The sequence below is a fragment of the Microbacterium sp. CFBP9034 genome (assembly GCF_034045255.1).
Classification (GTDB): Bacteria; Actinomycetota; Actinomycetes; order Actinomycetales; family Microbacteriaceae; genus Microbacterium.
This window is the reverse complement of the sequence record NZ_JAXCWC010000001.1, coordinates 2,141,808-2,165,710: the sequence shown is the minus strand read 5'-3', so window position 1 is coordinate 2,165,710 and position 23,903 is coordinate 2,141,808. Positions and strand designations below refer to the sequence as shown.

The window sequence follows — 23,903 nt, the reverse complement described above, 5'->3', positions numbered from 1 at the left end:
CGCGCTCAGAGATGTCGGTAGACGTCTTCGAGGCTCAGCCCCTTCGCGAGCATCAGCACCTGCAGGTGGTACAGCAGCTGCGAGATCTCCTCGGCCGCGGCATCCGTCGACTCGTACTCGGCCGCCATCCAGACCTCGGCGGCCTCCTCCACGATCTTCTTGCCGATCGCGTGGACGCCCGCGTCCAGCTGCGCGACGGTGCCCGATCCCTCGGGGCGCTCAGCCGCTTTCGCGGCGAGCTCGGCGTACAGCGTGTCGAACGTCTTCACCATGCCAGGGTATCGAACCGGACGGATGCCGCGGCGCCGCGTGACGCGATCGACCCGTCAGTGCGCGTGGCGGGCCGCGGAGGCCCGGAGCCCGGCGATGGCGGCCTCGGGGTCGCTCGCCCCGAAGACGGCGGATCCTGCCACGAAGGTGTCGGCGCCCGCTTCGGCGGCCTCCGCGATCGTCGCCTCGCCGATCCCGCCGTCCACCTGCAGCCACACCGCTGACCCCCGGCGCCGCGCCTCGTCGGCGAGCCGGCGCAGCTTCGGCATCGTCTCGGGCATGAACGACTGGCCGCCGAAGCCCGGCTCGACGGTCATCACGAGGATCTGGTCGAAGTCGTTGAGCAGATCGAACAGGCTCTCGACGGCGGTGGCGGGTTTGATGGCGACGCCCGCGCGCGCACCCATTTCTCGCAGGCGCCGGGCGAGAGCCACGGGCTCGGTCGCGGCCTCGAGGTGGAACGTGACCGAGGCCGCACCCAGCTCGGCGTACTGCGGCGCCCAGCGGTCGGGGTCGGCGATCATCAGGTGCACGTCGAGCGGAATCGGGCTCGTCGCCTGGATGCGCTCGACCATCTGAGGCCCGAACGTGAGGTTGGGGACGAAGTGGTTGTCCATGACGTCGACGTGGACGTAATCCGCCGCGGCGATGCGGGCGAGCTCGGCCTGCATGTTGACGAAGTCGGCCGCCAGGATGCTCGGGTTGATGCGGATGCCGCCGTCGCGGCCGTTCTCGTCGCGGAGGGGCACGCGTCCATTATGGTCGAGCCGTGGACTCCATCACGGCGCTGCTCAGCGGTGCGATCGAAGAGGTCAGGCCTCTTTCCGGCGGGGCCCCGGCCTCGTACATCCCCGAGCTCGCGGATGTCGATCCGGAGCATCTGGCGCTTGCCGCCGTCGGACCGCGCGGCCGCGTGTGGTCTGCCGGCGACGACGACGTCGAGTTCACGATCCAGTCGATGTCGAAACCGTTCGTGCTGGCCCTCGCCCTCGTGGAGCACGGACTGGACGCCGTCATGGCGAAGGTGGGCGCCGAGCCCAGCGGCGAGCCGTTCAACGCCATCAGTCTCGAGGCCGGCACCGGCCGGCCGGCCAATCCGATGATCAACGCGGGGGCGATCGCCACGACCTCGCTGATCGGCGGCGACACGATCGAGGCGCGCACCGCCCGGATCATCGACCTGCTGTCGGGGTTCGCCGGACGTGAGCTGCGCGTGGACGAGGCGGTCTACGCGTCCGAGTCCGCCACCGGCGACCGCAACCGGGCGCTCGCGCACCTGCTGAAGTCCTACGACGTGATCGACGCGTCCGTCGACCTCGCCGTCGAGTCGTACTTCCGCCAGTGCTCGCTGCTCGTCACCGTCCGGGACCTCGCCGCGATGGCCGCCACTCTCGCCTTCGGCGGCTTCAACCCGACGACGAAGGTCCAAGTGGTCGAGGAGCGGGTCGCGCGCGACGTGCTGTCGATCATGGCCAGCTGCGGCATGTACGACTTCTCCGGCGAGTGGCTGCTGCGCGTCGGCCTGCCGGCGAAGAGCGGGGTGAGCGGTGGTCTCCTCGCGGTCGCGCCCTCGCAGTTCGGCGTCGCGGCGTTCAGCCCACGCCTGGACCGGCACGGCAACAGCGTGCGGGCCGTGGCCGTCGTCGAGGGACTCTCCGATCAGCTCGGGATGCACCTTCTGGAGCCGCACGAGAGCATCGCTGTTCCGGTGGTCGCCGTGCATCCCGGCGAGACGGGGCCCGTCGTGCGGCTGAGCGGAGAGCTCGGCTACGCGGGCGCCGAGCGCGTCTTCGCCGTGCTGCGAGAGCTCGCCACCGGTCTGCCTGCCGGGTCGACGGTGACGCTCGACGCGCGGGAGGTGGCGCGCGCACACCCCGGAGCGATGGCCGCCCTCCAGACCGAGTTCGACGGACTTCCCCTCGGCTTCGTGATCGAGCAGTGACCAGGGGCCGGAACGCCCGGGTGCGTCAGACCCGGCGCAGCAGCGAGATCGACATCGCGTCGGTGTTGTGGCGGTGCGGCCACAGCTGAGCGCGCCCGGAGCCGTCGTTCGGGACGGGAAGGTCGGGATCGGCATCCGAGATGGCGATCAGCACGTCGCGTGCGGACAGCTCCTCCAGGGCGGCGCCCCATTCGCGTCGCACCTCGGCGACGACCCCGGCGGTCTCGGCGAGGTGGGGCGAGCACGTGACGTAGGCGACCACTCCCCCGGGTCTGAGCGCACCCACGGCCGCATTCAGGAGGTCCCGCTGCAGCTCGGTGAGCTCGGGCACGTCGCCCGGAGACTTGCGCCAGCGGGCCTCGGGCCGCCTGCGGAGCGCGCCGAGCCCGGTGCACGGGGCGTCCACGAGGATGCGGTCGTAGGTGTCCGGCGCCTCCCCGGCACGTTCCCGTCCGTCCTCCTCCGACACCGGCACCTCGAGCGGCACGCCTTCCAGCGCCCGCCGCACGAGGCCGGCACGAGACGGCGAGATCTCGTTCGCCTCGAGCGTCGCTCCGTGCGCGAGCGCCTCGGCGGCCAGAAGGGCGGTCTTGCCTCCGGGTCCGGCGCACAGGTCGAGCCACCGCTCACCCGGTCGCACGGGCAGCGCCCGGCTGAGCGCGAGCGCCGCCAGCTGCGAGCCCTCGTCCTGGACGCGCGTGCGCCCTTCGGAGCCGCGGATGACGGCCTCGGGGTCACCGCCGGAGAGCCGGAAGCCGAACGGGGAGAACGGCGTGCGTCGCGCGTCCTCGGGAACTTCGGCGATGCCGGGGAGTGCCACCATCGTGACGCGCGGCGCGGCGTTGTCGGCCGTGAGCAGCGCCTCGAGCTCGTCCGCGCGCCCCTCGGCGGCCAGTGCACGGCGGAACGCCCGCACCACCCAGACCGGGTGGGAGAACAGCAGGCCGAGCTTCTCGTCGTCGGAGCGGGCGCCCGCGGCGATGCGCGTCATCCAGTCTCCGGGTGTGTCCCGCGAGACTCGCCGGAGCACGGCGTTCGTGAAGCCCGCCGCTCCGCGGCTGCCCGCGGAGCGCGCCAGCTCGACGGACTCGTTGACGGCCGCGTGAGAGGCGACGCGCGTCGACAGCAGCTGGTGCACCCCGAGGCGGAGCGCGTCGAGCACCGCCGGATCGATCTCGGCGACGTCGCGGTCCGCCGCGATCGCGATGACGGCGTCGTAGGTGCCCTGCCTCCGGAGCGTGCCGTAGGTCAGCTCCGTGGCGAGGGCGGCGTCGGCCGTCGCGAGGCCGGCACGGCCGATGAGCGTCGGCAGGAGGAGGTTGGCGTACGCGTCGGACTCGTGGACGGCGCGGATCGTGTCGTACGCGACCCGGCGGGAGTCGGCGACGGCGCTCACAGGCCGGCCACCGGGTCGGCCGCGCGCCGGCCGCGCCACCAGTCCGCGGCGCGCATGGCGCCCTTGCCGGCGGGCTGCACGGAGTCGAGCGCGATCGGCTCGCTGCCCGTGCCCACCAGGACGTGGCGCTCGTGGAGGGCCATCGCGCCGGGAGCCAGGGTCGGCGCGTCCGGCGAGGCGGGCCGGGCGGCCAGGATCTTCAGCCGCGCGCCGTCGACGGTGGTGTGGGCTCCGGGCTCGGGCGTGACGCCGCGGATGCGTCCGAGCACCGACGCCCGGGGCTCCGACCACCGCACGGCGCCGTCGGCGTCGCCGAGCTTGGAGGCGTACGTCGGCTCGCCGGTCTGCGGCGTGGCGACGGCGGTTCCCGCCGCGATCGCGTCGATGACCTCGAGCAGCAGGTCGGCGCCGCTGTGCGCCAGCGAGGCGAGCAGAGCGCCGGCGGTGGCGTCGGAGGGCACCTCGTCCGCACGCTCCGCGAACACGGCCCCGGCATCGAGCTCGGGGACGAGCTGGAAGACGCTTGCACCCGTCCGCTCGTCGCCGGCGATGAGGGCATGCTGCACGGGCGCCGCTCCGCGCCACCGCGGCAGGAGCGAGAAGTGCAGGTTGATCCACCCGTGGGCCGGCGTGGAAAGCAGCGGCTCTCGGACGAGCCCGCCGTAGGCCACGATCACCCCGAGATCCGGAGCGAGCGCCGCGATCCGCCCGCTGACGTCGGCATCGAGCCGGTCGGCGCGGATCACACCGAGGCCCAGATCCGCCGCAGCCGCCGCGACGGGCGACGGGGTCAGGACGCGCTTGCGGCCGAGGGGCGCATCGCGGCGTGTGATCACCGCGGCGATGTCGTGATCGGATGCCGCGAGCCGGCGCAGAGACGGGACCGCCGGTTCGGGCGTGCCGGCGAAGACGAGGCGCATGGGGGGTTCCTCACAGATCGAGATCGGGCACGTCGACCCGGACTCTGAGTGTATTGCGGGGACCGGGTGTGCGCCCCTTCACCGGACGGCGGGAGGCGATCGCCTGGCTGACGACGGAGGCACGGAGACTCTCGGCGACCCGCGCGCCGAGCGCGTAGTCGAACCGCACCAGCGCTCGCATGGAGTCATCGTGGGCCAGCGGTCCGAGCACGGCGTCGCCGTCGAGCTCGGGCACCGCGGCACGCAGCGCGGCGATCGCGGCGTCGATGACCGGCAGCGTGCCGTCGAGCGCCGCGACGCGGACCGTGGGCGGCATGCGCAGGGGTGCGCGATCGGCGAGCTCGGCGCGCGCGTAGGCCGCGTGCGTCCACGTCGCGAGGGCACGCGCCACCGCTCCGGTGACGCCCACCAGGTGCACGGGCGCACCCGGTGCCGCCAGGGCCGCGGCGTTGGACCACCAGCGCAGGCAGGACTCGCCGATCCGCAGGTCGTCGGCGAGCAGCATCCGGTCGCCGTCGAGGAGGATCACGGCGCGGTACCCCCCGGAGGCGAGCGGCTCAGCGCCCCGGGTCGACACCACGAGCGCCGGTCGGGCGTCGACGTGGGTCACCGGGTGATCGCCGTCGGCGACGATGACCCTCACTCCGGGAAACGCGCGACCGAGCTCGTCGGCCGTGCGCTCGCTGCCCGACGACGCCATGCGCACCCGGGTGGACGGGCAGTCCGGGCACGTCCAGCCGCCGGCCGCACGGCCGCACCACGTGCACGTCGGCACCGCCCCCTGTCGGGCGGCGTGCAGCGGGCCGCCGCAGTGGGTGCAGCGGGCCGGATGCCGGCACTCGGCGCACACCAGCACGGGCGCGTAGCCGGGCCTTGAGACCTGCACGAGCACGGGACCGTGCGCGAGCGCCTCCCTCGCGGCCGCGAACGCGGCCGAGGGCACGCGGGATCCGCGGGCCTCGCCCTCGCGCGTGGCGCTCAGCACGACCCGCGGGCTCGGACGCCGGGTGGCGGGGAGATCGCGCACCCAGCCCAGCGCGACGAGCCGCTCGACGTCGGTGGTGCGGGTGTGTCCGGCGAAGACCAGGGCGCCGCCGTCGAGCTCCTGGCGGAGCAGCGCGGCGTCGCGTGCGTGCACGCCGGGGCTCAGCTGCTCGGCGAGCAGCGGATCGCCGTCGTCCCACAGCGCGACGAGGCCGAGATCGTGGACCGGGGCATACACGGCCGAGCGATTGCCGATGACGATGCACGGCACCTCCGCGAGGGTGCGCAGGAACGCGGCATACCGCACCGGCGAGCTCTGCTGGGCATCGTGGCGCACGACGGCCTCCGGCGGGACGCGCCCCGCCAGCACCGCCTCGAGCTGCGCCCGGTCGCGATGGTCGGGCACCACCAGGATCGCGCTGCGCCCAGAGGCGAGGGCGCGCACCGCGGCGGCGACGAGCAGCACCGCCCACGAACCCACGGCCTCGCCCCCGGGGAGGTCGTCGGTGGTCGGCGGTGCGTCGACCGCGAGCCGTGCGGCGGCATCGATGGCGTCGCCGAAACCGGGGTAGGTCCCGAGCACGGACTCCGACCATGACCGGACGCGATCGTCGACCCGCGGGGGCTGCGGAGCGTCGGCGGCGAGCCAGGCCTTCTCGGCACGCACCATGCGCTTGGGGATTGCCAGGCGCAGGATGTCGCCCGCCGAGCCCGCGGCGCGGTCGGCGCAGCGCCGCGCCAGGGCGTAGAGCCGCGGCGTCAGGACGCGGACGGGCGAGACGACGGCGTCGAGCTCGGACAGCGGGCGGTCGGAGGCATCCGGCTCCCCCACCTCCACGAGGTACCCGTCGACCACGCGTCCCGCGGTGCGCAGCGGCACGCGCACGCGCACCCCCGGGACCGCGGCGCTCTCGAGCTCGGCGGGGATCGCGTAGTCGAACAGGCGGTCGAGCTGCGGCAGCGGCGAGTCGATGAGGACGCGCGCCACCCGCCGCGCGGTCATGCCAGACCTCCGGCGGCCCCCGGCCTCACGTCAGAGTCCGGCGGCGGCGCGGAGGTCGTCTGCGCGGTCGGTGCGCTCCCAGGTGAACTCGGGCAGCTCGCGCCCGAAGTGCCCGTAGGCCGCCGTCTTCGCGTAGATCGGGCGCAGCAGGTCGAGCTGGTCGATGATCGCCTTCGGCCGGAGGTCGAACACGTCGAGGATCGCCCGGGTGATCGCCTCGTCGGAGACCCGGCCGGTGCCGAACGTCTCGACGTAGAGCCCGACCGGCTTGGCCTTGCCGATCGCGTAGGCGACCTGCACCTCGAGTCGGTCGGCGAGTCCGGCGGCGACGGCGTTCTTCGCGACCCACCGCATCGCGTAGGCGGCCGAGCGGTCGACCTTCGACGGGTCCTTGCCGCTGAACGCCCCGCCGCCGTGCCGGGAGGCGCCGCCGTACGTGTCGATGATGATCTTGCGGCCGGTGAGGCCCGCGTCGCCCTTGGGGCCGCCGATGACGAAGGGACCGGCAGGGTTGATGTAGTACTTCACGCCGGAGGCGTCGAGCCCGGTCGCCTCGAGCACGGGGTCGATGACCTCGGCCCGCACGGCGGCGCGCAGCGCCTTCTGCGAGATGTCGGGCTGATGCTGGGTCGACAGCACGATCGAGTCGACCGTGCGCGGGGTGTCGCCGTCGTAGCCGAGGGTGACCTGGGTCTTGCCGTCGGGGCGCAGGAACGGCAGCTCGCCGGAGCGGCGGACGTCGGCAAGGCGCTCCGCCATCCGGTGCGCGGTCCATGCCGCCATGGGCATGAGCTGCGGCGTCTCGGTGGTCGCGTAGCCGAACATGATGCCCTGGTCGCCGGCGCCCTGCAGGTCGTGCGGGTCCTCCGACCCGTCCTCGCGGCGCTCGAAGGCCTTGTCGACGCCGGCGGCGATGTCGGAGGACTGTGCGCCGATCGAGACGCTCACGCCGCAGGAGTCGCCGTCGAAGCCGGTCTCGCTCGAGGTGTAGCCGATGCGGTTCACCACTCCGCGCACGATCGCCGGGATCTCGACGTAGGCCGAGGTGGAGACCTCGCCGGCGACGTGGACCAGACCCGTCGTGACGAGGGTCTCGACGGCGACGCGGCCGCGCGGATCGGCGGTGAGGATCGCGTCGAGGATGCTGTCCGAGATCTGGTCGCAGATCTTGTCGGGGTGCCCCTCGGTGACGGATTCGGACGTGAACAGACGCAGTTCGGTCATCGATGCTCCAGATCGGAAGAGTGCAGGCACCAGTATGCCCCCGGAGGCGGACAGCGCCGCCCCGGGGGCATCAGAAGGTCATACGCCTATTCGATGTGACGCAGGCGCAGCTTGTCTTCGTGGATCTCGTGCATCGCGATCGTCAGCGGCTTGTCCTCGACGGTGGAGTCCACCAGCGGGCCGACGTTGTCGAAGAGGTTGCCCTCGTGCAGGTCGGAGTAGTAGTCGTTGATCTGACGGGCGCGCTTGGACGCGAAGATCACCAGCTGGTACTTCGAGTCGACCTTCTCGAGAAGGCTGTCGATGGGGGGCTCGATGATGCCCTGGTTCGTTCCTGCCATGGGAATCCTCCTGGATCGGATGACGGGTGGAAAGGTCTGAGGCCTCGGACGCGCCGAGGCATCCTGCCATTCTACGCCAGCGGCTGCGAATCAGCGCGCAAGGCGTGCCACCTCGTCCGCCGCACGCGCCACGTCGTCGTTCACGACGCGGAAATCGAACTCGCCCTGGGAGGCCAGCTCGGTCTTGGCGGTGCGGAGGCGGCGGGCGCGCTCCTCGTCGTCTTCGGTGCCCCGCCCGACCAGGCGCTGGACGAGCTCGTCCCAGCTGGGTGGCAGCAGGAACACCAGCGTCGCGGACGGATCAGCGGCGCGTACCTGGCGTGCTCCCTGCAGGTCGATCTCGAGGAGTGCCGTTCGGCCGTCGGCGAGCACCTTCTCGATCGGCGCTCGTGGCGTGCCGTAGCGGTGGGCGTTGTGCACGGTCGCGTACTCCAGCAGCTCCCCCGCCGCGACCAGCCGATCGAACTCGGCGTCGTCGACGAAGAAGTAGTGCTCGCCGTCCACCTCGCCGGGGCGCGCGGCGCGCGTCGTGGCTGAGACGGACAGGTGGATCTCGGGGTGGTGGTCCTTGATGTGCGCCGCGACGGTGCCTTTGCCGACGGCGGTCGGGCCGGCGAGGACGACCAGCCGGCTGCGGCCGCCGCGGGGCGCGAGCTCGGGCCACCGCTCATCGAGGAAGCGCCGGAGCTGGTCGCGCTGCCGCGTGCCGAGGCCGCCCAGCCGCTTGACCGGCGAGATCGCGAGCTCCGCGAGAATACGGTCCCGCTTGCCTTCGCCGATGGCCGGGATCGCCGTCAGGAACTCCGTCACGCGCATGGCCCCGGCCGGCGACTCCGGCTCGGCCAGCGCACGACGCAGCAGCTCCTGCGGCGTGATGACGCGCATGGCGACGTCCTTCTTCAGTGCGGCGCGCTCTCGGCGCGCGGCGACGGCGCGACGGGATGCCGCGACCCGGTCGACGTCGGGAGGGGTGCGGGCGTCAGCCACGGGCACCTCCGGTGTACAGCGCCGCGCGTTCCTCGATCCTGCCGGCGAGGCCGTCGGGTCCCGCGCCGAGGATGCTGCGACTCTCGGACGCGATGACGTTGGGTGCGAGCGCCCCGAACAGCGTCGGCAGGTCGGCCGGAAGCGCACCCTGGGCGCCGAATCCGGGCACGAGCAGGGGTGCACCGAGCAGGGCCTCGTCGGGGAGCCCGATCACGGTGCGGTCGACCGTCGCTCCGACCACGAGCCCGATCGGCCCGAGACCGCCCGAGAACGCGCCGGAGCCGTTGATCCAGCCGACGTCGCGTGCGACCCGTTCCGCGACCGACTCGTCGTCGGTCGCGGCGACGTCGATCGTGCGGGCGCTCTGGATCGCGTAGGCCTCGGGGTTGCTCGTCGCCGCGAGCACGAATGCGCCCTTGTCGGCGCGCACCGCCGTGGTCAGGGTCGTGCGCAGCGACTCCGGGCCGAGGTAAGGGCTGAGGGTCAGGGCATCGGCTTCGAGCGGCGAGCCCGCGGTCAGCCACGCCGCGGCGTATCCGTCCATCGTCGAACCGATGTCGCCGCGCTTGGCGTCGGCGATCAGGATGAGCCCGGCGTCGCGGGCTGCGGCCATGACGTCCTCGAGTGCGGCGAAGCCCTTCGAGCCGAAGCGCTCGAAGAACGCCACCTGCGGCTTGACGATGCCGACACGCCCGGCGGCGGCTTCGACGACGCGCAGCCCGAACTCCCGCACGCCGGTGGCCGAGGCATCCAGACCCCACTCGGCGAGCAGATGCTCGTGCGGATCGATCCCCACGCACAAGGGGCCCCGCGCGTCGAGGGTGTCGCGCAGGCGCTCGCCGAACGACGTCACGCGCGCACCGCCCGATCGGCCGCGTACTCCTGGAGGCTTCTCACCGCGAAGCCCTCGCGCAGCACCGGGAGGGCGCTCACGGCGGCGCCGAGCACGGCCATCGTCGTGAACAGCGCCTTGTCGCCGGCCACGGCGGCTGCGCGGATCTCGTAGCCGTCGGCGCGCGCGCTGCCGCCGCTCGGGGTGTTGACCACCATGTCGATCTCGCCGGCGTTGATCAGATCGACGATGTTGGTCGCGCCCGACTCCTGGGTCTCGGAGTACTTGTTCACCACGCGCACCGCGATGCCGTTGCGCGCGAGGATCTCGGCGGTGCCCTCGGTGGCGAGGATCTCGAAGCCGAGCTCCTGCAGCCGGTGGGCGGGGAGGATGACGGCGCGCTTGTCGCTGTCGGCGACGGAGATGAAGACGGTGCCCTCGAGCGGCATGCCGCCGTACGCGGCCTCCTGCGACTTGGCGAACGCCGTCGGGAAATCGCGGTCGATGCCCATGACCTCGCCGGTCGAGCGCATCTCCGGACCGAGCACCGAATCCACCGTCTGGCCGTCGGCAGTGCGGAACCGCTTGAAGGGCAGCACGGCCTCCTTGACGGCGACCGGAGCGTCGAGCGGCACCCGCGATCCGTCCTGGGCGGGCAGCAGGCCCTCGGCCTTCAGCTCGGCGATGGTCGACCCGGCCATGATGCGGCTGGCGGCCTTCGCGAGCGGGATGCCGAGCGCCTTCGACACGAACGGCACCGTGCGGCTCGCCCGCGGGTTCGCCTCGATGACGTAGAGCACCCCGGCCGAGATCGCGAACTGCACGTTCAGCAGCCCCATCACCCCGACGCCCTCGGCGATGGCGTGCGTGGCGACCCGCACGCGGTCGATGTCGGTGCGGCCCAGACTCACCGGCGGCAGCGTGCAGCTCGAGTCGCCCGAGTGGATGCCGGCCTCTTCGAGGTGCTCCATGACGCCGCCGATGTACAGCTCGGTGCCGTCGAACAGGGCGTCCACGTCGATCTCGATCGCGTCGTCGAGGAAGCGGTCGACCAGCAGTGGCTTGCCCGGCTCGACGATGACCTCGCCGGCGGTGCGGACGAAGTAATCGCGCAGGCTCACGGTGTCGTAGACGATCTCCATGCCGCGGCCGCCGAGCACGAAGCTGGGGCGCACGAGCACGGGGTAGCCGATCTCCTCGGCGATCGTCACCGCGCCATCCACGTCCACGGCCGTGCCGTGCCGGGGCGCGACGAGGCCCGCGTCGTCGAGCAGCCGCGAGAACAGCTCGCGCTCTTCGGCGAGGTCGATCGCGGCGGGCTTCGTGCCGAGGATGTTGTAGCCGGCGTCCTCGATGCCCTTCGCGAGTCCGAGCGGCGTCTGGCCTCCGAGCTGGCAGATGACGCCGAGGATCGTCCCCGAGCGCGATTCGGCGTGGAGCACCTCGAGGACGTCCTCGAGCGTCAGCGGCTCGAAGTAGAGGCGGTCCGACGTGTCGTAGTCCGTCGACACCGTCTCGGGGTTGCAGTTGACCATGACGGTCTCGTACCCGGCGTCGGAGAGGGCGAACGAGGCATGCACGCACGAGTAGTCGAACTCGACGCCCTGCCCGATGCGGTTGGGGCCCGAGCCGATGATCACGATCTTGGTGCGGTCCGAGGGCGAGACCTCGGTCTCGAAGTCGTAGCTGGAGTAGTGGTACGGGGTGAGCGCGGGGAACTCCCCCGCGCAGGTGTCCACCGTCTTGTAGACGGGGCGCAGGCCGAGCCCGTGACGGATGCCGCGGACCTCGGCCTCGCCGATGCCGCGGAGCTGCGCGAGCTGGGCGTCGCTGAAGCCGTGCTCCTTGGCGATGCGGAGGGTCGCCGCATCCAGCTCGCCGGCCTGTCGCACGAACTCGGCGACCTCGTTGATCAGCACGATCTGGTCGAGGAACCACGGATCGATCTTGGTGGCCTCGAATGCCTGCTCGACGGTCGCGCCCTGGCGCAGCGCCTGCTGGAGCACGACGATGCGCCCGTCCGTGGGCTTCTTCGAGATCTCCAGCAGCTCTTCCGCCGAGCGCGGCTGGGGGCCCCAGTGGAAGCTCGAGCCGCGCTTCTCGAGGGAGCGCAGCGCCTTCTGCAGGGCCGTGGCGTAGTTGCGTCCGATCGCCATCGCCTCGCCCACCGACTTCATGGTGGTGGTCAGGGTCGTGTCCGCCGCGGGGAACTTCTCGAAGTTGAAGCGCGGGACCTTGACCACGACGTAGTCGAGCGTCGGCTCGAAGCTGGCGGGCGTCACCTTCGTGATGTCGTTCGGGATCTCGTCGAGGCGGTAGCCGATGGCGAGCTTGGCGGCGATCTTCGCGATCGGGAAGCCGGTGGCCTTGGAGGCCAGCGCCGAGGACCGTGACACCCGGGGATTCATCTCGATGACGATGATGCGGCCGTCCGCGGGATCGATCGCGAACTGGATGTTGCAGCCGCCCGTGTCGACGCCCACCGCGCGGATGATGTCGATGCCGATGTCGCGGAGCTTCTGGTACTCCCGGTCGGTGAGGGTCAGCGCCGGTGCGACGGTGATGGAGTCGCCGGTGTGCACGCCCACCGGGTCGACGTTCTCGATCGAGCAGACGACCACCGTGTTGTCGGCGGTGTCGCGCATGAGCTCGAGCTCGTACTCCTTCCACCCGAGGATCGACTCCTCGAGCAGGACCTCGGTGGTCGGCGAATCACGGAGGCCCGCGCCGGCGATGCGCCGCAGATCGTTCTCGTCGTAGGCGAAGCCCGAGCCGAGGCCGCCCATCGTGAAGCTGGGTCGCACCACGAGCGGGTAGCCGAGGTCGGCTGCCCCCGCGAGCACCTCGTCCATCGTGTGGGCGATGTGGCTGCGGGCGACGTCGGCGCCGGCGTCGAGCACCAGCTGCTTGAAGATCTGACGGTCTTCGCCCTTGTTGATCGCCTCGAAGTTCGCCCCGATCAGCTCGACGTCGTACTTCTCGAGTATCCCGTTGTTGTGCAGGTCGATCGCGGCGTTCAGTGCCGTCTGGCCGCCGAGGGTCGGCAGGATGGCATCGGGCTTCTCCTTGGCGATGATCGTCTCGATGACCTGCCACGTGATCGGCTCGATGTAGGTCGCATCGGCGAAGTCGGGGTCGGTCATGATCGTGGCCGGGTTCGAGTTGACCAGGATGACGCGCACGCCCTCCTCGCGCAGCACCCGGCAGGCCTGCGTGCCGGAGTAGTCGAACTCGCACGCCTGGCCGATGACGATGGGGCCGGATCCGATCACGAGGACCGAGTTGATGTCGTCGCGCTTAGGCATTCTTGTCCTTCTGGGTCGTGACCACGAGGTCACGGAAGCGATCGAAGAGGTAGTTGGCGTCATGCGGGCCGGCGGCCGCCTCGGGGTGGTACTGCACGGAGAACGCGGGGATGTCCAGGGCGCGGAGCCCTTCCACCACGTCGTCGTTGAGGCCCACATGGCTGACCTCGACGCGGCCGTAGCCGTTCGGGCTGTCGAACTCGCCCTCGATCGGCGCATCGACGGCGAACCCGTGGTTGTGCGCCGTGATCTCCACGCGGCCGGTCGTCTTGTCGAGCACCGGCTGGTTGATGCCGCGGTGTCCGAAAGGCAGTTTGAAGGTTCCGAGACCGAGCGCGCGGCCGAGCAGCTGGTTGCCGAAGCAGATGCCGAAGAACGGCAGTCCGTCATCGAGCACCGCACGGAGGAGCTCGACGTGGTCGTCCGAGGCCGCCGGGTCGCCGGGGCCGTTGGAGTAGAACACCGCGACCGGGTCGATGGCGCGGATGTCGTCGATCGTCGCGTCCTGCGGCAGGACGTGCACGTCGAAGCCGCGCGCCGCGAGGTTGTTGATGGTCGCCTGCTTGACGCCGAGATCGAGGACGGCGAGGTTGCCGACGCGTTCGACGGTCGCGCGGGTGATCTCCGCCACGGAGACCGAGACCGACGCCGACAGGTTCTGACCGGTCATCGCGGGCGCCTCGCGCACGAGGGCCAGCTGCTGATCCGCGTCGAGCGCGGCCGCGTCTCCCGAGAAGATGCCGCCGCGCATGCTGCCCGCTGAGCGGATGTGACGGGTGACCGCGCGGGTGTCGATGCCGCTGATGCCGATGACGCCGTCGCTGACGAGGGCGGCGTCGAGCGATTCGTCGGCGCGCCAGTTGGACACCACGCGGGACGGGTCGCGCACGATGTAGCCCGACACCCAGATGCGGCGCGACTCGTGGTCTTCGCCGTTCATGCCGGTGTTGCCGATGTGGGGCGCCGTCTGCAGGACGATCTGCCCGGCGTAGGAGGGGTCGGTGAGGGTCTCCTGGTAGCCGGTCATCCCGGTGGCGAAGACCACTTCGCCGAGCGTCGTGCCGAGGGCGCCGTAGGCGCGGCCGACATGGCGCGTGCCGTCCTCCAGGACGAGCAGGGCCGGGTCGGACTGGAACAGGGAGGTCATTCGTCGGTTCCCGTCTGGGTGGAGGTCAGGATGCCGGACACCGCGTCGGCGAGGGCGCGGGCCGGGGCATCCTGCGGGCGGAAGTAGGAGTCGACGACCGTGTGGGCGTCGGTGCGCCAGGCGATGCGTACGAGGCCGCCGGGTTCGACGACCCGGTCGATCGCGACGGTGGACTGGCCGGCGTCCACGATCCGGTCCGTCGTGAGGACGAAGCGGTCCTGGCCGGTCAGATCGATCGCCACACCGGCGTCGGCCACGGTGACGCCGGCCTTGCTGCGGAACCCGAGGCCGGGCGCGGCGATCCGCTCGAGAGGCGTGTCGTGCTTCGTCGTCGCGACGTAGAGCGCGTCGAAGGTGGCCACGATCGCGGCATCCGCCGGCAGCTCGCCGGGCTGGATCAGCGGAGCGGCATCGCGGCGGGTGCGGCGGCGCCAGGCCCAGACGCCGAGCCCGATGAGCACCACGACGACCGCCACGATGACGGTGAGGGCGCCTTCGCGGGTCATGCGCGGACCCCCGGCGCGTCGAGCAGCGCGCCGTCGGCGACCGTCACGGTGCCGGCGTGCAGCGTCCAGCGCACCTCGCCGGGCAGCTCGCGCCCGAGGTAGGGCGAGTTGATGCTCCGACCGCGGAGGTCGTCCTTCGTGAAGGTGCGCACCGGCGACGGGTCGTAGAAGGAGAGGGAGGCGGGCTGGCCCTCGGTCAGCGGCGTGCCGTGTCCTCGGAGACGTCCGATGCGAGCCGGCTCGCGCGACATCACGCGTGCCACGTCGCCCCAGGTCAGGAGGCCCGTGTCGACCATGGCCTGCTGAACGACCCTCAGCGCGCTCTCGAGGCCGACCATGCCGTTCGCGGCCGCGTGCCACTCGCACGCCTTGGACTCGGCGGGATGCGGCGCGTGATCGGTCGCGACGATGTCGATCGTGCCGTCGGCGAGGCCCTCGCGGACCGCGAGCACATCCTCTTCGCGCCGCAGCGGCGGATTCACCTTGAAGCGCGCGTCATAATCGCGGACGAGCTCGTCGGTGAGGAGGAGGTGGTGCGGCGTCACCTCGGCGGTGACGTCGACGCCGCGCTTCTTGGCCCAGCGGATGATGTCGACCGACCCTGCCGTCGACAGGTGGCAGACGTGCAGGCGCGAGCCGACATGCTCGGCGAGCAGCACGTCGCGCGCGATGATCGACTCCTCGGCGACCGCGGGCCAGCCGGCGAGACCGAGCTCGGCCGAGACGGCGCCCTCGTTCATCTGGGCGCCCTCGGTGAGTCGGGGATCCTGCGCGTGCTGGGCGATGACGCCGTCGAACGCCTTCACGTACTCGAGCGCGCGGCGCATGATCAGCGGGTCCCACACGCAGAAGCCGTCGTCGCTGAAGACGCGAACCCGGGCGCGGGAGTCGGCCATGGCGCCGAGTTCCGCGAGCCGTTCGCCCTTCTGCCCGACCGTGACGGCGCCGATCGGCTGCAGCGTGACGAAGCCCGCCGCCTCGCCGAGCGCGAGCTCCTGCTCGACGACCCCGGCGGTGTCGGCGACGGGCGAGGTGTTCGGCATCGCGAACACCGCGGTGTACCCGCCCGCTGCGGCCGCGCGCGATCCGGTCAGGATCGTCTCGGATGCCTCGTACCCGGGTTCGCGCAGGTGCGTGTGCAGGTCCACCAGGCCGGGCAGCAGCACAAGTCCTTCGGCGTCGACCACCGTCGCGCCGGCCCGGCTGAGGCCCGGGCCGATCTCCGCGATCCGGCCGTCCGCGACGATCACGTCGGCGGTGGCGGATCCCTCGACCCGGGCCCCGCGGAAGAGGAGGGTCTCGGTCGCCGAGCCGCCGCCGGCGTATCCCCGTCCGCTCATGGTGTCTGGCCCTTCTCGGAGTCCGTCGTGGTATCGGTGTCGCGCTCCGCGCCTGCCAGAAGCAGGTAGAGCGCGGCCATGCGCACCGAGACGCCGTTCGCGACCTGCTCGAGCACGGTCGAGCGGGGCGAGTCCGCGGCCTCTGCGGAGATCTCGAGGCCCCGGTTCATGGGGCCGGGGTGCATGACAATGCTATCGGCCCCGAGAGCGGCCAGCCGCCCGGCGTCGAGCCCCCAGCGTCGGGAATACTCCCGTTCAGTCGGGAAATACGCGGCGTTCATGCGCTCGAGCTGGATGCGGAGCATCATCAGCGCGTCCGGTCCTGCGGCGATCGTCTCGTCGAGGTCGTACGAGATGCGGGCGGGCCAGGCCGAGACATCCTGCGGCACGAGCGTCGGCGGCGCGACCAGCGTCACCTGCGCGCCCAGCGTGTCGAGGAGCCACACGTTCGAGCGGGCGACGCGCGAGTGCAGGATGTCACCGACGATCGTGACTTTGACCCCCGCCAGATCACGGCCTCGGCTGTCGGCGCCGAACCGGCGCTTGCGGATCGTGTAGGCGTCGAGCAGGGCCTGCGTCGGATGCTCGTGGGTGCCGTCTCCCGCGTTCACGACGCCGGCGGTGATCCAGCCGCTCGTGGCCAGGGTGCGGGGCGCCCCGGACGCTCCGTGGCGGATGACCACGGCATCCGCACCCATCGCCTGCAAGGTCTGCGCGGTGTCCTGGAGCGACTCGCCCTTGGAGACGCTCGAGCCCTTGGCGGAGAAGTTGATGACGTCGGCCGAGAGTCGCTTGGCCGCGGCCTCGAACGAGATGCGGGTGCGCGTGGAGTCCTCGAAGAAGAGGTTCACGACCGTCTTGCCGCGCAGCGTGGGCAGCTTCCTGACCTCGCGCTGCTGGGTGTCGGCCATGTCCTCGGCGACGTCGAGGATGCGCAGCGCATCGCTGCGCGAGAGGGTCTTGGTGTCGAGGAGGTGCCTCATGACTCGATCGTCACCTCCTCGCGGCCGTCGGTCTCCGACAGCCGCACGTTGACGCGCTCGTCCCGCGAGCTCGGAAGGTTCTTGCCCACGAAGTCGGGCCGGATCGGCAGCTCGCGATGGCCTCGATCGACGAGCGTCGCGAGCCGCACCGCCGCGGGGCGCCCGATGTCCTGCAGGGCGTCGAGCGCGGCCCGGATGCTGCGTCCCGAGAACAGGACATCGTCGACGAGGACGACGGTCTTGCCGTCGATGCCGCCCGGCGGGATGGCGGTCGGCTGCGGGGCGCGCGTCGGATTGCGGTGCAGGTCGTCGCGGTACATCGTGACGTCGAGCGCGCCGACCGGCACGCGTGCTCCGCCGAACTCGGCGACGAGCGCCGCGATGCGGTGCGCGAGGGTGACTCCTCGAGTGGGGATGCCGAGGAGGACGAGATTCTCTGGGCCTCTGTTGGACTCCAGGATCTCGTGGGAGATCCGAGTCAAAGCCCGGGCGATGTCGGCCTCGTGCAGCACGGTTCGCGTGCTCATCCGCCGCTCCCTTCTCCGCCTCACGGGACGGTGTTAAAGGTTGCTGTGGTTCCCCGACAGCCTAGCAGTCGCGCACGCCGGTATCAGGTGAGGGGGCTCCTCCCTCGATAGCGGCAAGGCCCGCATGGGCATCACACGGGGAAAGGTGCAGGACATGGACTATTCATCCGAGCGTGGATCGGCGCGGCTGATCGACGCATACAAGAACCGCGGAATGGAGTTCGGCGACGAGCTGGTGAGCCGCCTGTCCGACTCGCTCGAGCCGTTCGACATCCACGACGTGTTCATCAAGGGCATCGTGCATCCGGATTACCTTCGCGCAGGGTTCTCCGTCAGCGGCGAGGACGAGGCTGCGAAGGCCGTGGTGCGGGTGCTGGGCACGCTCAAGGAGGTCCCCCTCTCGCAGATCCGGCTCTTCCCGAAGGGGATTCCGTGGCCGGAGATCTTCAACGTCGAGATCGTCGTCGGGCAGCGCTGAGTATCCGAGGGCGGCGGTCATCATGCGATTGACAGCGGACCGGGGCATCGTTCAGGTGCACCCGACACGGCGATGCAACCTGACGTGCCTGCACTGCTACTCGTCGTCCGGCCCGCGCATCGACGCCACGACGCCCATCGAGCAGCTCGCAGGGGCGCTCGACGATGCCGCCGCCCTCGGCTACAGCGTGCTCAGCGTGTCGGGCGGAGAGCCTCTGCTCTACCGCCCGCTGCTCGAGCTCCTCGACCACGCGCGTTCCCTCGGGATGCGCACGACGGTCACCACCAACGGTCTCCTCCTCTCGGAGCGACGACTCGCCGAGCTCGCCGGTCGTGTCGACGTGATGGCGATCTCGGTGGACGGGCGGCCCGAGACGCACGACGTCATGCGCAACAGCGCGGGGGCCTTCGCGAAGCTCGAGGCCCGCCTCCCGCACGTGGCGCGCTCGGGCATCCCGTTCGGATTCATCACGACGCTCACGCAGACGAATGTGGACGAGGTGGAGTTCGTCGTCGGCCTCGCAGCCCGTTTCGGTGCCGCGCTCGTGCAGGTACATCCGCTCGAGCCGGTCGGCGCCGCACGGCACAATCTCGCAGGCTCGGTTCCCGACGAGCAGGAACTCGGATTCGCGATGTTCGAGGGGCTCATGCAGTCGGCCATGCAGGATGGCGTGAAGGTGCACGTCGACGTCGCGCGCGCCGGCGACATCGCTGCACTTGCGATGCCTGCGGCGGGTGCCGAGCGAGGGCGACTCGGGGACTGGCTCTCGCCGCTCGTCATCGAGACCGACGGCACGGTCGTGCCGATGACCTACGGCTTCGCGCGGCGATTCGCGCTCGGATCGCTCCCAGATGGTTCGCTCGCCGATCTCGCACGCGGGTGGGACGAGCGACCGTTCATCGAGCTGTGCGCCGCGGTGCGCGACCGGATCCTGGGCGAGCGGCGTCCGTTCTTCAACTGGTACGAAGAGGTCCGGCATGCCGCGGCGCGATCCGTGGGGGCGCGCAACCTGGGGCTCACCCCGGTGTGACCGGCGCCGTCAGGCCGCAGGCGCCTCGGCGCCGACCTGGCTGGCACGGATCGGGTGTCCCTGGCTGGTGAGGCACTTGCCGCTGGCGAGATCCCACTTCCAGTCGTGCAGTGAGCAGGTGAGCACGCCGTCCTCGATCTTGCCGGTCTTGGTGAGGTCTGCGCGCAGGTGCGGGCAGCGCCGCTGCACGACCCAGTCGCCCAGCTGCGCGTCCTCGGTCTGGTCCGTCTGCTCCGCGTACCAGTTCTCGACGTACTCGATGCGGTCGCGCGAGAGGCACTTCAGGAACGTGGTCAGGAACTCGTTGAACTTGCCGCTGCGCCCGACCGAGAATTGCATTGACAGGAAGATCGAGTTCGACCAGTCGATCTCGTGGTCGGCGATGTTCGTCGAGACGAGATCCGCGGGGATCGTGTACCAGTAGATGCAGTCCTCCCCCGCGTACTCACGCACCTTGGCTTTCGGGAAGTCCACGACCATGTCGAGGTCTCCGATGCGGAAGCGGACGTTGCCGCCGACTCCGTTGCGGATCGTGCGCGCGCGGCGCAGGAGCGGCTCCCACCACTCCTTGATGGCGGCGAGCATCTCGTCGGGCGGCAGCACGGGGGCGCGCGAGGCCTCCTCCGCCCGCACCTCGTCCTGGCGCGTATCGCGCTGCTCGGCGAGGTAGGCCCACTTGTCGTCGAAGATGCGGTCGATCTCGGCGTCGGTGTAGAGCGTCTGAGTCACCGACAGCTCGCCGCCGTTCAGCTCGACCACCGTGCCGGGCACGAACTCATAACCCTTCTGCGCAGGGCGCTGCACGGCCATGTGTGCCAGGAACTGGCGCTGATCGGTGAAGATCGAGTCGCCCTCGATGCCGTAGCCGTTGTACTTGAAGAGCTCTTCACGCAGGAACATCGGCGGACCGGCCATCGGGAAGACGTGCTCGGAGTCCACCTTCTCGATGTAGTACATCGCGCGCTTGTTCTGCGCGTCGCGCTTGAGCTTGGCGAAGTTCTGCTTGGCGTCCTGCGGCAGGTCGTAGACCATGGGCCACCAGATGGCGCCGGACACCTGCGTGAAGTAGGCCTCGGGCTTCGAGAACGACATCAGCTTGTCGAGGTCGAGCGGGTGGGAGTCGTTCTGGTTGAGGATGCTGGCCGTGCCGTCGTCGACGCTCAGCGACGAGTCGCCGATCGGGCCGTCGCTCGGCGCGCGCAACGGGGTCACCATGATCTTCAGGTCACCGAACTCGAGCGCTACGCCCGCCTGCGTGTAGATGATGTTCTCGTACCCGAGCCGCCGCAGATCCTGCTCGAGGTCGTCGGTCGGATAATCCGGCAGCAGCACCCTGATGGACTTCGGGATGTGACGCTGCATGAGCGCCGGATCGAAGTGGTCGCGGTGGCGGTGCGAGATGTAGAGGAAGTCGGCGTTGCCGTACTTCGCCCAGTCGAGCGCCCGGTTGTCGGGGAACGGGAACCAGGATCCGAAGAACGTCGGACCGATGACAGGGTCGCAGAGGATGCTCCCTCCCGCCGTCTCGATGAACATTCCGGCGTGGCCGAGGCCAGTGATGCGCATGCTCGCTCCTTCCTCGACAAGTCTACGAGAGGGGGCCGCCCCGCCTCGGACGCGCGCCAGGCGCGCTCAGTCGTCGAAGAGGCCACGGATGTCGTCTGCCGAGAGCTCCTGGCCGAACAGGGCGTCGTCGTCCATGACCGAGCGGAACAGGCGGGCCTTGCGCTGCTGCAGGGCCATCACCTTCTCCTCGATCGTTCCCTCGGCGATGAGGCGGTAGACCATGACGGTCCGCGTCTGTCCGATCCGGTGCGCGCGATCGACGGCCTGCGATTCGGCGGCGGGGTTCCACCACGGGTCGAGGAGGAACACGTAGTCGGCCTCGGTCAGCGTCAGTCCGAACCCGCCGGCCTTGAGGCTCACGAGGAACACCGGGGCCTCTCCCCCGCGGAACGCCGCGATGGCCGCGTCGCGGTCTCGGGTGGAGCCGTCCAGATACGCGAACGGGATGCCGCGTTCCTCGAGCTGTGCGGCGACGAGTCCGAGGAACGAGGTGAACTGGCTGAACACCAGCGCGCGGTGCCCCTCGGCGAGCACCTCATCGAGCTGTTCGAAGAGAGCGGTGAGCTTGCTCGGGGCGATGTCCGCATGGGAGGGGTCGATGAGCTCGGGCGCAAGACTCAGGATCCGCAGCAGGGTGAGCGACCGGAACACGATGAAGCGGTTGCGATCGAGGTCGTCGAGCAGGCCGAGCACCTTCTGCCGCTCCCGCTGCAGCACGACGTCGTAGAGCGCCCGGTGAGCAGCGCTCAGCTCGATCCGCACCTCCTGCTCCTGCTTCGGCGGCAGGTCCGCGGCCACGAGCTCCTTGGTGCGACGCAGCACCAGAGGGCGGATGCGACGGCGCAGTCTTGCCAGCCGCTGCGCCCGGTACTCGCCGCCCTCATGGTTCTCCGGAACCTTGCCCTGCTCGATGGGTCCGACGTACTGCTCGCGGAAGCGTCGCGCCGATGCGAACAGGCCGGGAGCGGTGAGCGACAGCAGCGCCCAGAGCTCGGTGAGGCTGTTCTCGAGCGGGGTTCCGGTGATCGCGAACGTGACATCGGCGCGCATCGCCAGGGCGGCCCGGTAGGCCTTCGTCTGCGCGTTCTTGACGAACTGAGCCTCGTCGAGGAGCAGCCCCGCCCACTCGACGGCGGCGAACTCCGTCTCGTTCAGCCGCAGCAGCGCGTACGACGTGACGACGAGATCGGCGGATGCCGCGGCATCCGTCACCGTTCGGCCGCGCTTCGCACTCGACGCGTCGACGAGCGCGACCCGGAGGCCGGGCGTGAAGGTCGCCGCCTCGGTGCGCCAGGTGGAGAGCACCGAGGTCGGGGCCACGACGAGGAAGGGACGCCGCTCGCCCTGCTCGCGCGTGTGGGCGATCAGGGCGAGCGCCTGCAACGTCTTGCCGAGCCCCATGTCGTCGGCGAGGATGCCGCCGAGCCGGTGCGCCCACAGGAACGCCAGCCAGTCGAATCCCGCCCGCTGGTAGGGCCGCAGCTCGGCGCGCAGTCCCGCCGGGAGGGGTGTCCTCGGGACGCTGTCGGCATCGCGCAGCCCCTGTGCGGTCTCGCGCCACGACACCGCGGGGGCGGATTCGTCGGCGAGATCCTCGAAGTCCGCCCACAGATCGGTCTGGTGACGGCTGATCCGTGGGCCGGTCTCCCATTCCTCCAGCTCGCCCGACTCGTCGATGAGGTCGCGCAGCCGCTGCAGCGACGGATGCGCCAATGAGAAGTACGCACCGTCGCTGAGCAGCAGCTTCCGCCGCCCCCGGACGAGCGCCGAGAACAGCGGGGCGAACGGCACCGTGCGGCCGTCGATCGTGACGATGACCCCCAGATCGAACCAGTCCGGATCCGTCGTCTCGACCGTCGACACGGTGACCCGCGGGTCGGCCGTGAGCTCGCGGTAGCGGGGCCGCGTTCCTCCGAGCTCGACGCGAACTCCATCGACGGCCTCCAGCGCCGGCAGCAGCCGCGTCGCGAACTCGGCGGCCTCGATGCCGGTGATCGATCCCCGCGCCGCGAACTCGATCGGCGCCGTGTCGTGCCAGAGCTGCTCGACGTGCGCGCGCAGCGCACTCTGGACGTCGTCTTCGGGCTCGGCGGCATCGATCCCCACCGCCGGCCCGCCCGGGTGCTGCCACGCCCAGGAGAAGTCGATGCGGTGCGACGGCGCGAACACGATCGCGAGCACGAGGCTCGGAGGTGCGGGCGGCGGGAGCCGCATCCCGGGTGCTTCGACGCGCACGCGGCGCTGCAGCGCCGGGAGATGCTCGCGCAGGAACTCGTCCACCTCCGCCGGCGGGACGTGCACGGCGGCGGAGGAGTCCAGGAGGGCGCGCGCCGGCTCGGGCAGGGCGACCGAGGCCAGGGTGAGGGCGAGCCCTTCTCGCCGCACCTGGAATCGATAGACGCCGAGGCGGCCGATCGGGCGAACCGATGCCGCGTCGACCTCCTCGCCGTCGAGCGTGACCTGCGGCGCCAGCTCGAGCCCTCCACCCGACGCCACGGCTCGCACCGCGATCGTGGCCTCGCCGGCGATCGACACGGTCGTCCGCTTCTGCGTCGGGACGAGGTCGACGCGGTGGTCCGATGCCGAGGCCAGGTGTCCCCAGAACAGGCTGGACTGAATGTCGTCGAGCGTCAGCCACTCCGAGACGTCGGAGAAGGTGCCGAGCGTGCGCATGTCGCGCGCGATGCTGTGCAGCTCGACGAACCAGCGCGCCTGCGCCGCGTCGTAGCCGTGCCCGGGCCGCCGCAGCGCGTCCCACGACACATCCCCCTTGACCCAGGACCCGGTGCGCGCGCTTCGCTCGAGCGGGCGGAGGCCGACCAGCACGTCGGCTCCCGCATCGTGCAGACTCCGCGGGGTGGCCGTCTCGACGCGCACCGGCGACCACGACGACGGTGTGCGCCGCACCCGCTGGCGCAGCTCGACGCCGAGCGCCAGAGCCGGGCGGGACGGCTGCGCCGGAGCATGAGCCGCCAGGACGCGACGCCAGTCCGGCGCGGACGCGGGTGTCGCGAATTCGTGCTTCGCCTCACCGTGCGGGTCGTCGCCCGGTTGCCGCGGTGCTGCGGCGTCGTCGGCGGGCGGGGTCACGGCGTCCATCCTCGCTCCTGCCGGGGACAGCC

20 protein-coding genes are annotated in these 23,903 nt (G+C 71.1%); 3 read left to right on the top strand and 17 right to left on the bottom strand.

Annotated elements, in window-relative coordinates:
* Positions 1-5: 5 nt before the first annotated feature.
* The gene (locus tag SOM19_RS09935) at positions 6-269 is read right to left on the bottom strand and encodes a phosphoribosyl-ATP diphosphatase (protein ID WP_045302883.1); all 264 of its coding nucleotides are present in this window, start codon (positions 267-269) and stop codon (positions 6-8) included.
* A 57-nt stretch (positions 270-326) separates the two neighbouring features.
* Entirely contained in the window at positions 327-1,019 is a 693-nt protein-coding gene (gene rpe / locus SOM19_RS09930; RefSeq protein WP_320486353.1) for a ribulose-phosphate 3-epimerase, read from the bottom strand.
* A gap of 20 nt (positions 1,020-1,039) precedes the next feature.
* Between rpe and glsA the strand changes: the two genes are divergently transcribed.
* Entirely contained in the window at positions 1,040-2,212 is a 1,173-nt protein-coding gene (gene glsA / locus SOM19_RS09925) for a glutaminase A (protein WP_320486352.1), read from the top strand.
* 25 nt (positions 2,213-2,237) lie between these two features.
* Here glsA and SOM19_RS09920 read toward each other — a convergent pair whose 3' ends face one another.
* The 13 genes from SOM19_RS09920 to pyrR all read right to left on the bottom strand — a co-directional run bounded on the left by SOM19_RS09920 (position 2,238) and on the right by pyrR (position 17,707).
* Positions 2,238-3,608 (bottom strand): RsmB/NOP family class I SAM-dependent RNA methyltransferase, encoded by a 1,371-nt coding sequence (locus SOM19_RS09920; RefSeq protein WP_320486351.1) that lies wholly within the window; start codon positions 3,606-3,608, stop codon positions 2,238-2,240.
* Complete coding sequence (gene fmt, locus SOM19_RS09915; protein ID WP_320486350.1) at positions 3,605-4,528, bottom strand: methionyl-tRNA formyltransferase; 924 nt, start codon at positions 4,526-4,528, stop codon at positions 3,605-3,607. The genes SOM19_RS09920 and fmt overlap by 4 nt, the downstream gene beginning before the upstream one ends.
* 10 nt (positions 4,529-4,538) lie before the next feature.
* Entirely contained in the window at positions 4,539-6,515 is a 1,977-nt protein-coding gene (locus SOM19_RS09910) for a primosomal protein N' family DNA-binding protein (protein ID WP_320486349.1), read from the bottom strand.
* A gap of 30 nt (positions 6,516-6,545) precedes the next feature.
* A complete protein-coding gene (metK, locus tag SOM19_RS09905) occupies positions 6,546-7,739 on the bottom strand; it encodes a methionine adenosyltransferase (protein ID WP_320486348.1) in 1,194 nt (397 codons plus the stop codon).
* An 86-nt stretch (positions 7,740-7,825) separates the two neighbouring features.
* Positions 7,826-8,080 carry a DNA-directed RNA polymerase subunit omega gene (gene rpoZ, locus SOM19_RS09900; protein WP_320486347.1) on the bottom strand — a complete coding sequence of 85 codons (255 nt, stop codon included), beginning with the start codon at positions 8,078-8,080 and terminating at the stop codon, positions 7,826-7,828.
* 90 nt (positions 8,081-8,170) lie between these two features.
* Positions 8,171-9,067 (bottom strand): guanylate kinase, encoded by an 897-nt coding sequence (gene gmk / locus SOM19_RS09895; RefSeq protein ID WP_320486346.1) that lies wholly within the window; start codon positions 9,065-9,067, stop codon positions 8,171-8,173.
* Complete coding sequence (pyrF, locus tag SOM19_RS09890; protein WP_320486345.1) at positions 9,060-9,920, bottom strand: orotidine-5'-phosphate decarboxylase; 861 nt, start codon at positions 9,918-9,920, stop codon at positions 9,060-9,062. Before pyrF ends, gmk begins: the two co-directional genes overlap by 8 nt.
* Positions 9,917-13,204, bottom strand: a complete 3,288-nt coding sequence (gene carB, locus SOM19_RS09885; RefSeq protein WP_320486344.1) for a carbamoyl-phosphate synthase large subunit — start codon at positions 13,202-13,204, stop codon at positions 9,917-9,919. Before carB ends, pyrF begins: the two co-directional genes overlap by 4 nt.
* Entirely contained in the window at positions 13,197-14,351 is a 1,155-nt protein-coding gene (gene carA, locus SOM19_RS09880) for a glutamine-hydrolyzing carbamoyl-phosphate synthase small subunit (protein WP_320486343.1), read from the bottom strand. The genes carB and carA overlap by 8 nt, the downstream gene beginning before the upstream one ends.
* Complete coding sequence (locus tag SOM19_RS09875; RefSeq protein WP_320486342.1) at positions 14,348-14,857, bottom strand: PH-like domain-containing protein; 510 nt, start codon at positions 14,855-14,857, stop codon at positions 14,348-14,350. The genes carA and SOM19_RS09875 overlap by 4 nt, the downstream gene beginning before the upstream one ends.
* The gene (locus SOM19_RS09870; protein ID WP_320486341.1) at positions 14,854-16,197 is read right to left on the bottom strand and encodes a dihydroorotase; all 1,344 of its coding nucleotides are present in this window, start codon (positions 16,195-16,197) and stop codon (positions 14,854-14,856) included. Before SOM19_RS09870 ends, SOM19_RS09875 begins: the two co-directional genes overlap by 4 nt.
* Complete coding sequence (locus tag SOM19_RS09865; RefSeq protein ID WP_320486340.1) at positions 16,194-17,180, bottom strand: aspartate carbamoyltransferase catalytic subunit; 987 nt, start codon at positions 17,178-17,180, stop codon at positions 16,194-16,196. The genes SOM19_RS09870 and SOM19_RS09865 overlap by 4 nt, the downstream gene beginning before the upstream one ends.
* Positions 17,177-17,707, bottom strand: a complete 531-nt coding sequence (gene pyrR / locus SOM19_RS09860) for a bifunctional pyr operon transcriptional regulator/uracil phosphoribosyltransferase PyrR (RefSeq protein WP_320486339.1) — start codon at positions 17,705-17,707, stop codon at positions 17,177-17,179. Before pyrR ends, SOM19_RS09865 begins: the two co-directional genes overlap by 4 nt.
* A gap of 154 nt (positions 17,708-17,861) precedes the next feature.
* Between pyrR and SOM19_RS09855 the strand changes: the two genes are divergently transcribed.
* Together SOM19_RS09855 and SOM19_RS09850 are read left to right on the top strand one after the other, a co-directional pair.
* Complete coding sequence (locus tag SOM19_RS09855) at positions 17,862-18,185, top strand: hypothetical protein (protein ID WP_320486338.1); 324 nt, start codon at positions 17,862-17,864, stop codon at positions 18,183-18,185.
* Positions 18,186-18,207: 22 nt separating this feature from the next.
* Positions 18,208-19,215 carry a radical SAM protein gene (locus tag SOM19_RS09850; protein ID WP_320486337.1) on the top strand — a complete coding sequence of 336 codons (1,008 nt, stop codon included), beginning with the start codon at positions 18,208-18,210 and terminating at the stop codon, positions 19,213-19,215.
* A gap of 9 nt (positions 19,216-19,224) precedes the next feature.
* Here the strand turns inward: SOM19_RS09850 and SOM19_RS09845 are convergent, their stop codons facing one another.
* Complete coding sequence (locus tag SOM19_RS09845; protein ID WP_320486336.1) at positions 19,225-20,781, bottom strand: Rieske 2Fe-2S domain-containing protein; 1,557 nt, start codon at positions 20,779-20,781, stop codon at positions 19,225-19,227.
* A 66-nt stretch (positions 20,782-20,847) separates the two neighbouring features.
* Positions 20,848-23,880, bottom strand: a complete 3,033-nt coding sequence (locus SOM19_RS09840) for a DEAD/DEAH box helicase (RefSeq protein WP_320486335.1) — start codon at positions 23,878-23,880, stop codon at positions 20,848-20,850.
* Positions 23,881-23,903: the final 23 nt, after the last annotated feature.

What these genes read in the sequence shown, in the direction of transcription:
- fmt (WP_320486350.1), bottom strand. Translation starts at nt 4,528, where the DNA reads ATGCGCCTCGTCTTCGCCGGCACGCCCGAACCGGCGGTCCCGTCTCTG.
- SOM19_RS09910 (WP_320486349.1), bottom strand. Translation starts at nt 6,515, where the DNA reads ATGACCGCGCGGCGGGTGGCGCGCGTCCTCATCGACTCGCCGCTGCCG.
- metK (WP_320486348.1), bottom strand. Translation starts at nt 7,739, where the DNA reads ATGACCGAACTGCGTCTGTTCACGTCCGAATCCGTCACCGAGGGGCAC.
- rpoZ (WP_320486347.1), bottom strand. Translation starts at nt 8,080, where the DNA reads ATGGCAGGAACGAACCAGGGCATCATCGAGCCCCCCATCGACAGCCTT.
- carB (WP_320486344.1), bottom strand. Translation starts at nt 13,204, where the DNA reads ATGCCTAAGCGCGACGACATCAACTCGGTCCTCGTGATCGGATCCGGC.
- carA (WP_320486343.1), bottom strand. Translation starts at nt 14,351, where the DNA reads ATGACCTCCCTGTTCCAGTCCGACCCGGCCCTGCTCGTCCTGGAGGAC.
- SOM19_RS09875 (WP_320486342.1), bottom strand. Translation starts at nt 14,857, where the DNA reads ATGACCCGCGAAGGCGCCCTCACCGTCATCGTGGCGGTCGTCGTGGTG.
- SOM19_RS09870 (WP_320486341.1), bottom strand. Translation starts at nt 16,197, where the DNA reads ATGAGCGGACGGGGATACGCCGGCGGCGGCTCGGCGACCGAGACCCTC.
- SOM19_RS09865 (WP_320486340.1), bottom strand. Translation starts at nt 17,180, where the DNA reads ATGAGGCACCTCCTCGACACCAAGACCCTCTCGCGCAGCGATGCGCTG.
- pyrR (WP_320486339.1), bottom strand. Translation starts at nt 17,707, where the DNA reads ATGAGCACGCGAACCGTGCTGCACGAGGCCGACATCGCCCGGGCTTTG.
- SOM19_RS09855 (WP_320486338.1), top strand. Translation starts at nt 17,862, where the DNA reads ATGGACTATTCATCCGAGCGTGGATCGGCGCGGCTGATCGACGCATAC.
- SOM19_RS09850 (WP_320486337.1), top strand. Translation starts at nt 18,208, where the DNA reads ATGCGATTGACAGCGGACCGGGGCATCGTTCAGGTGCACCCGACACGG.
- SOM19_RS09845 (WP_320486336.1), bottom strand. Translation starts at nt 20,781, where the DNA reads ATGCGCATCACTGGCCTCGGCCACGCCGGAATGTTCATCGAGACGGCG.
- SOM19_RS09840 (WP_320486335.1), bottom strand. Translation starts at nt 23,880, where the DNA reads ATGGACGCCGTGACCCCGCCCGCCGACGACGCCGCAGCACCGCGGCAA.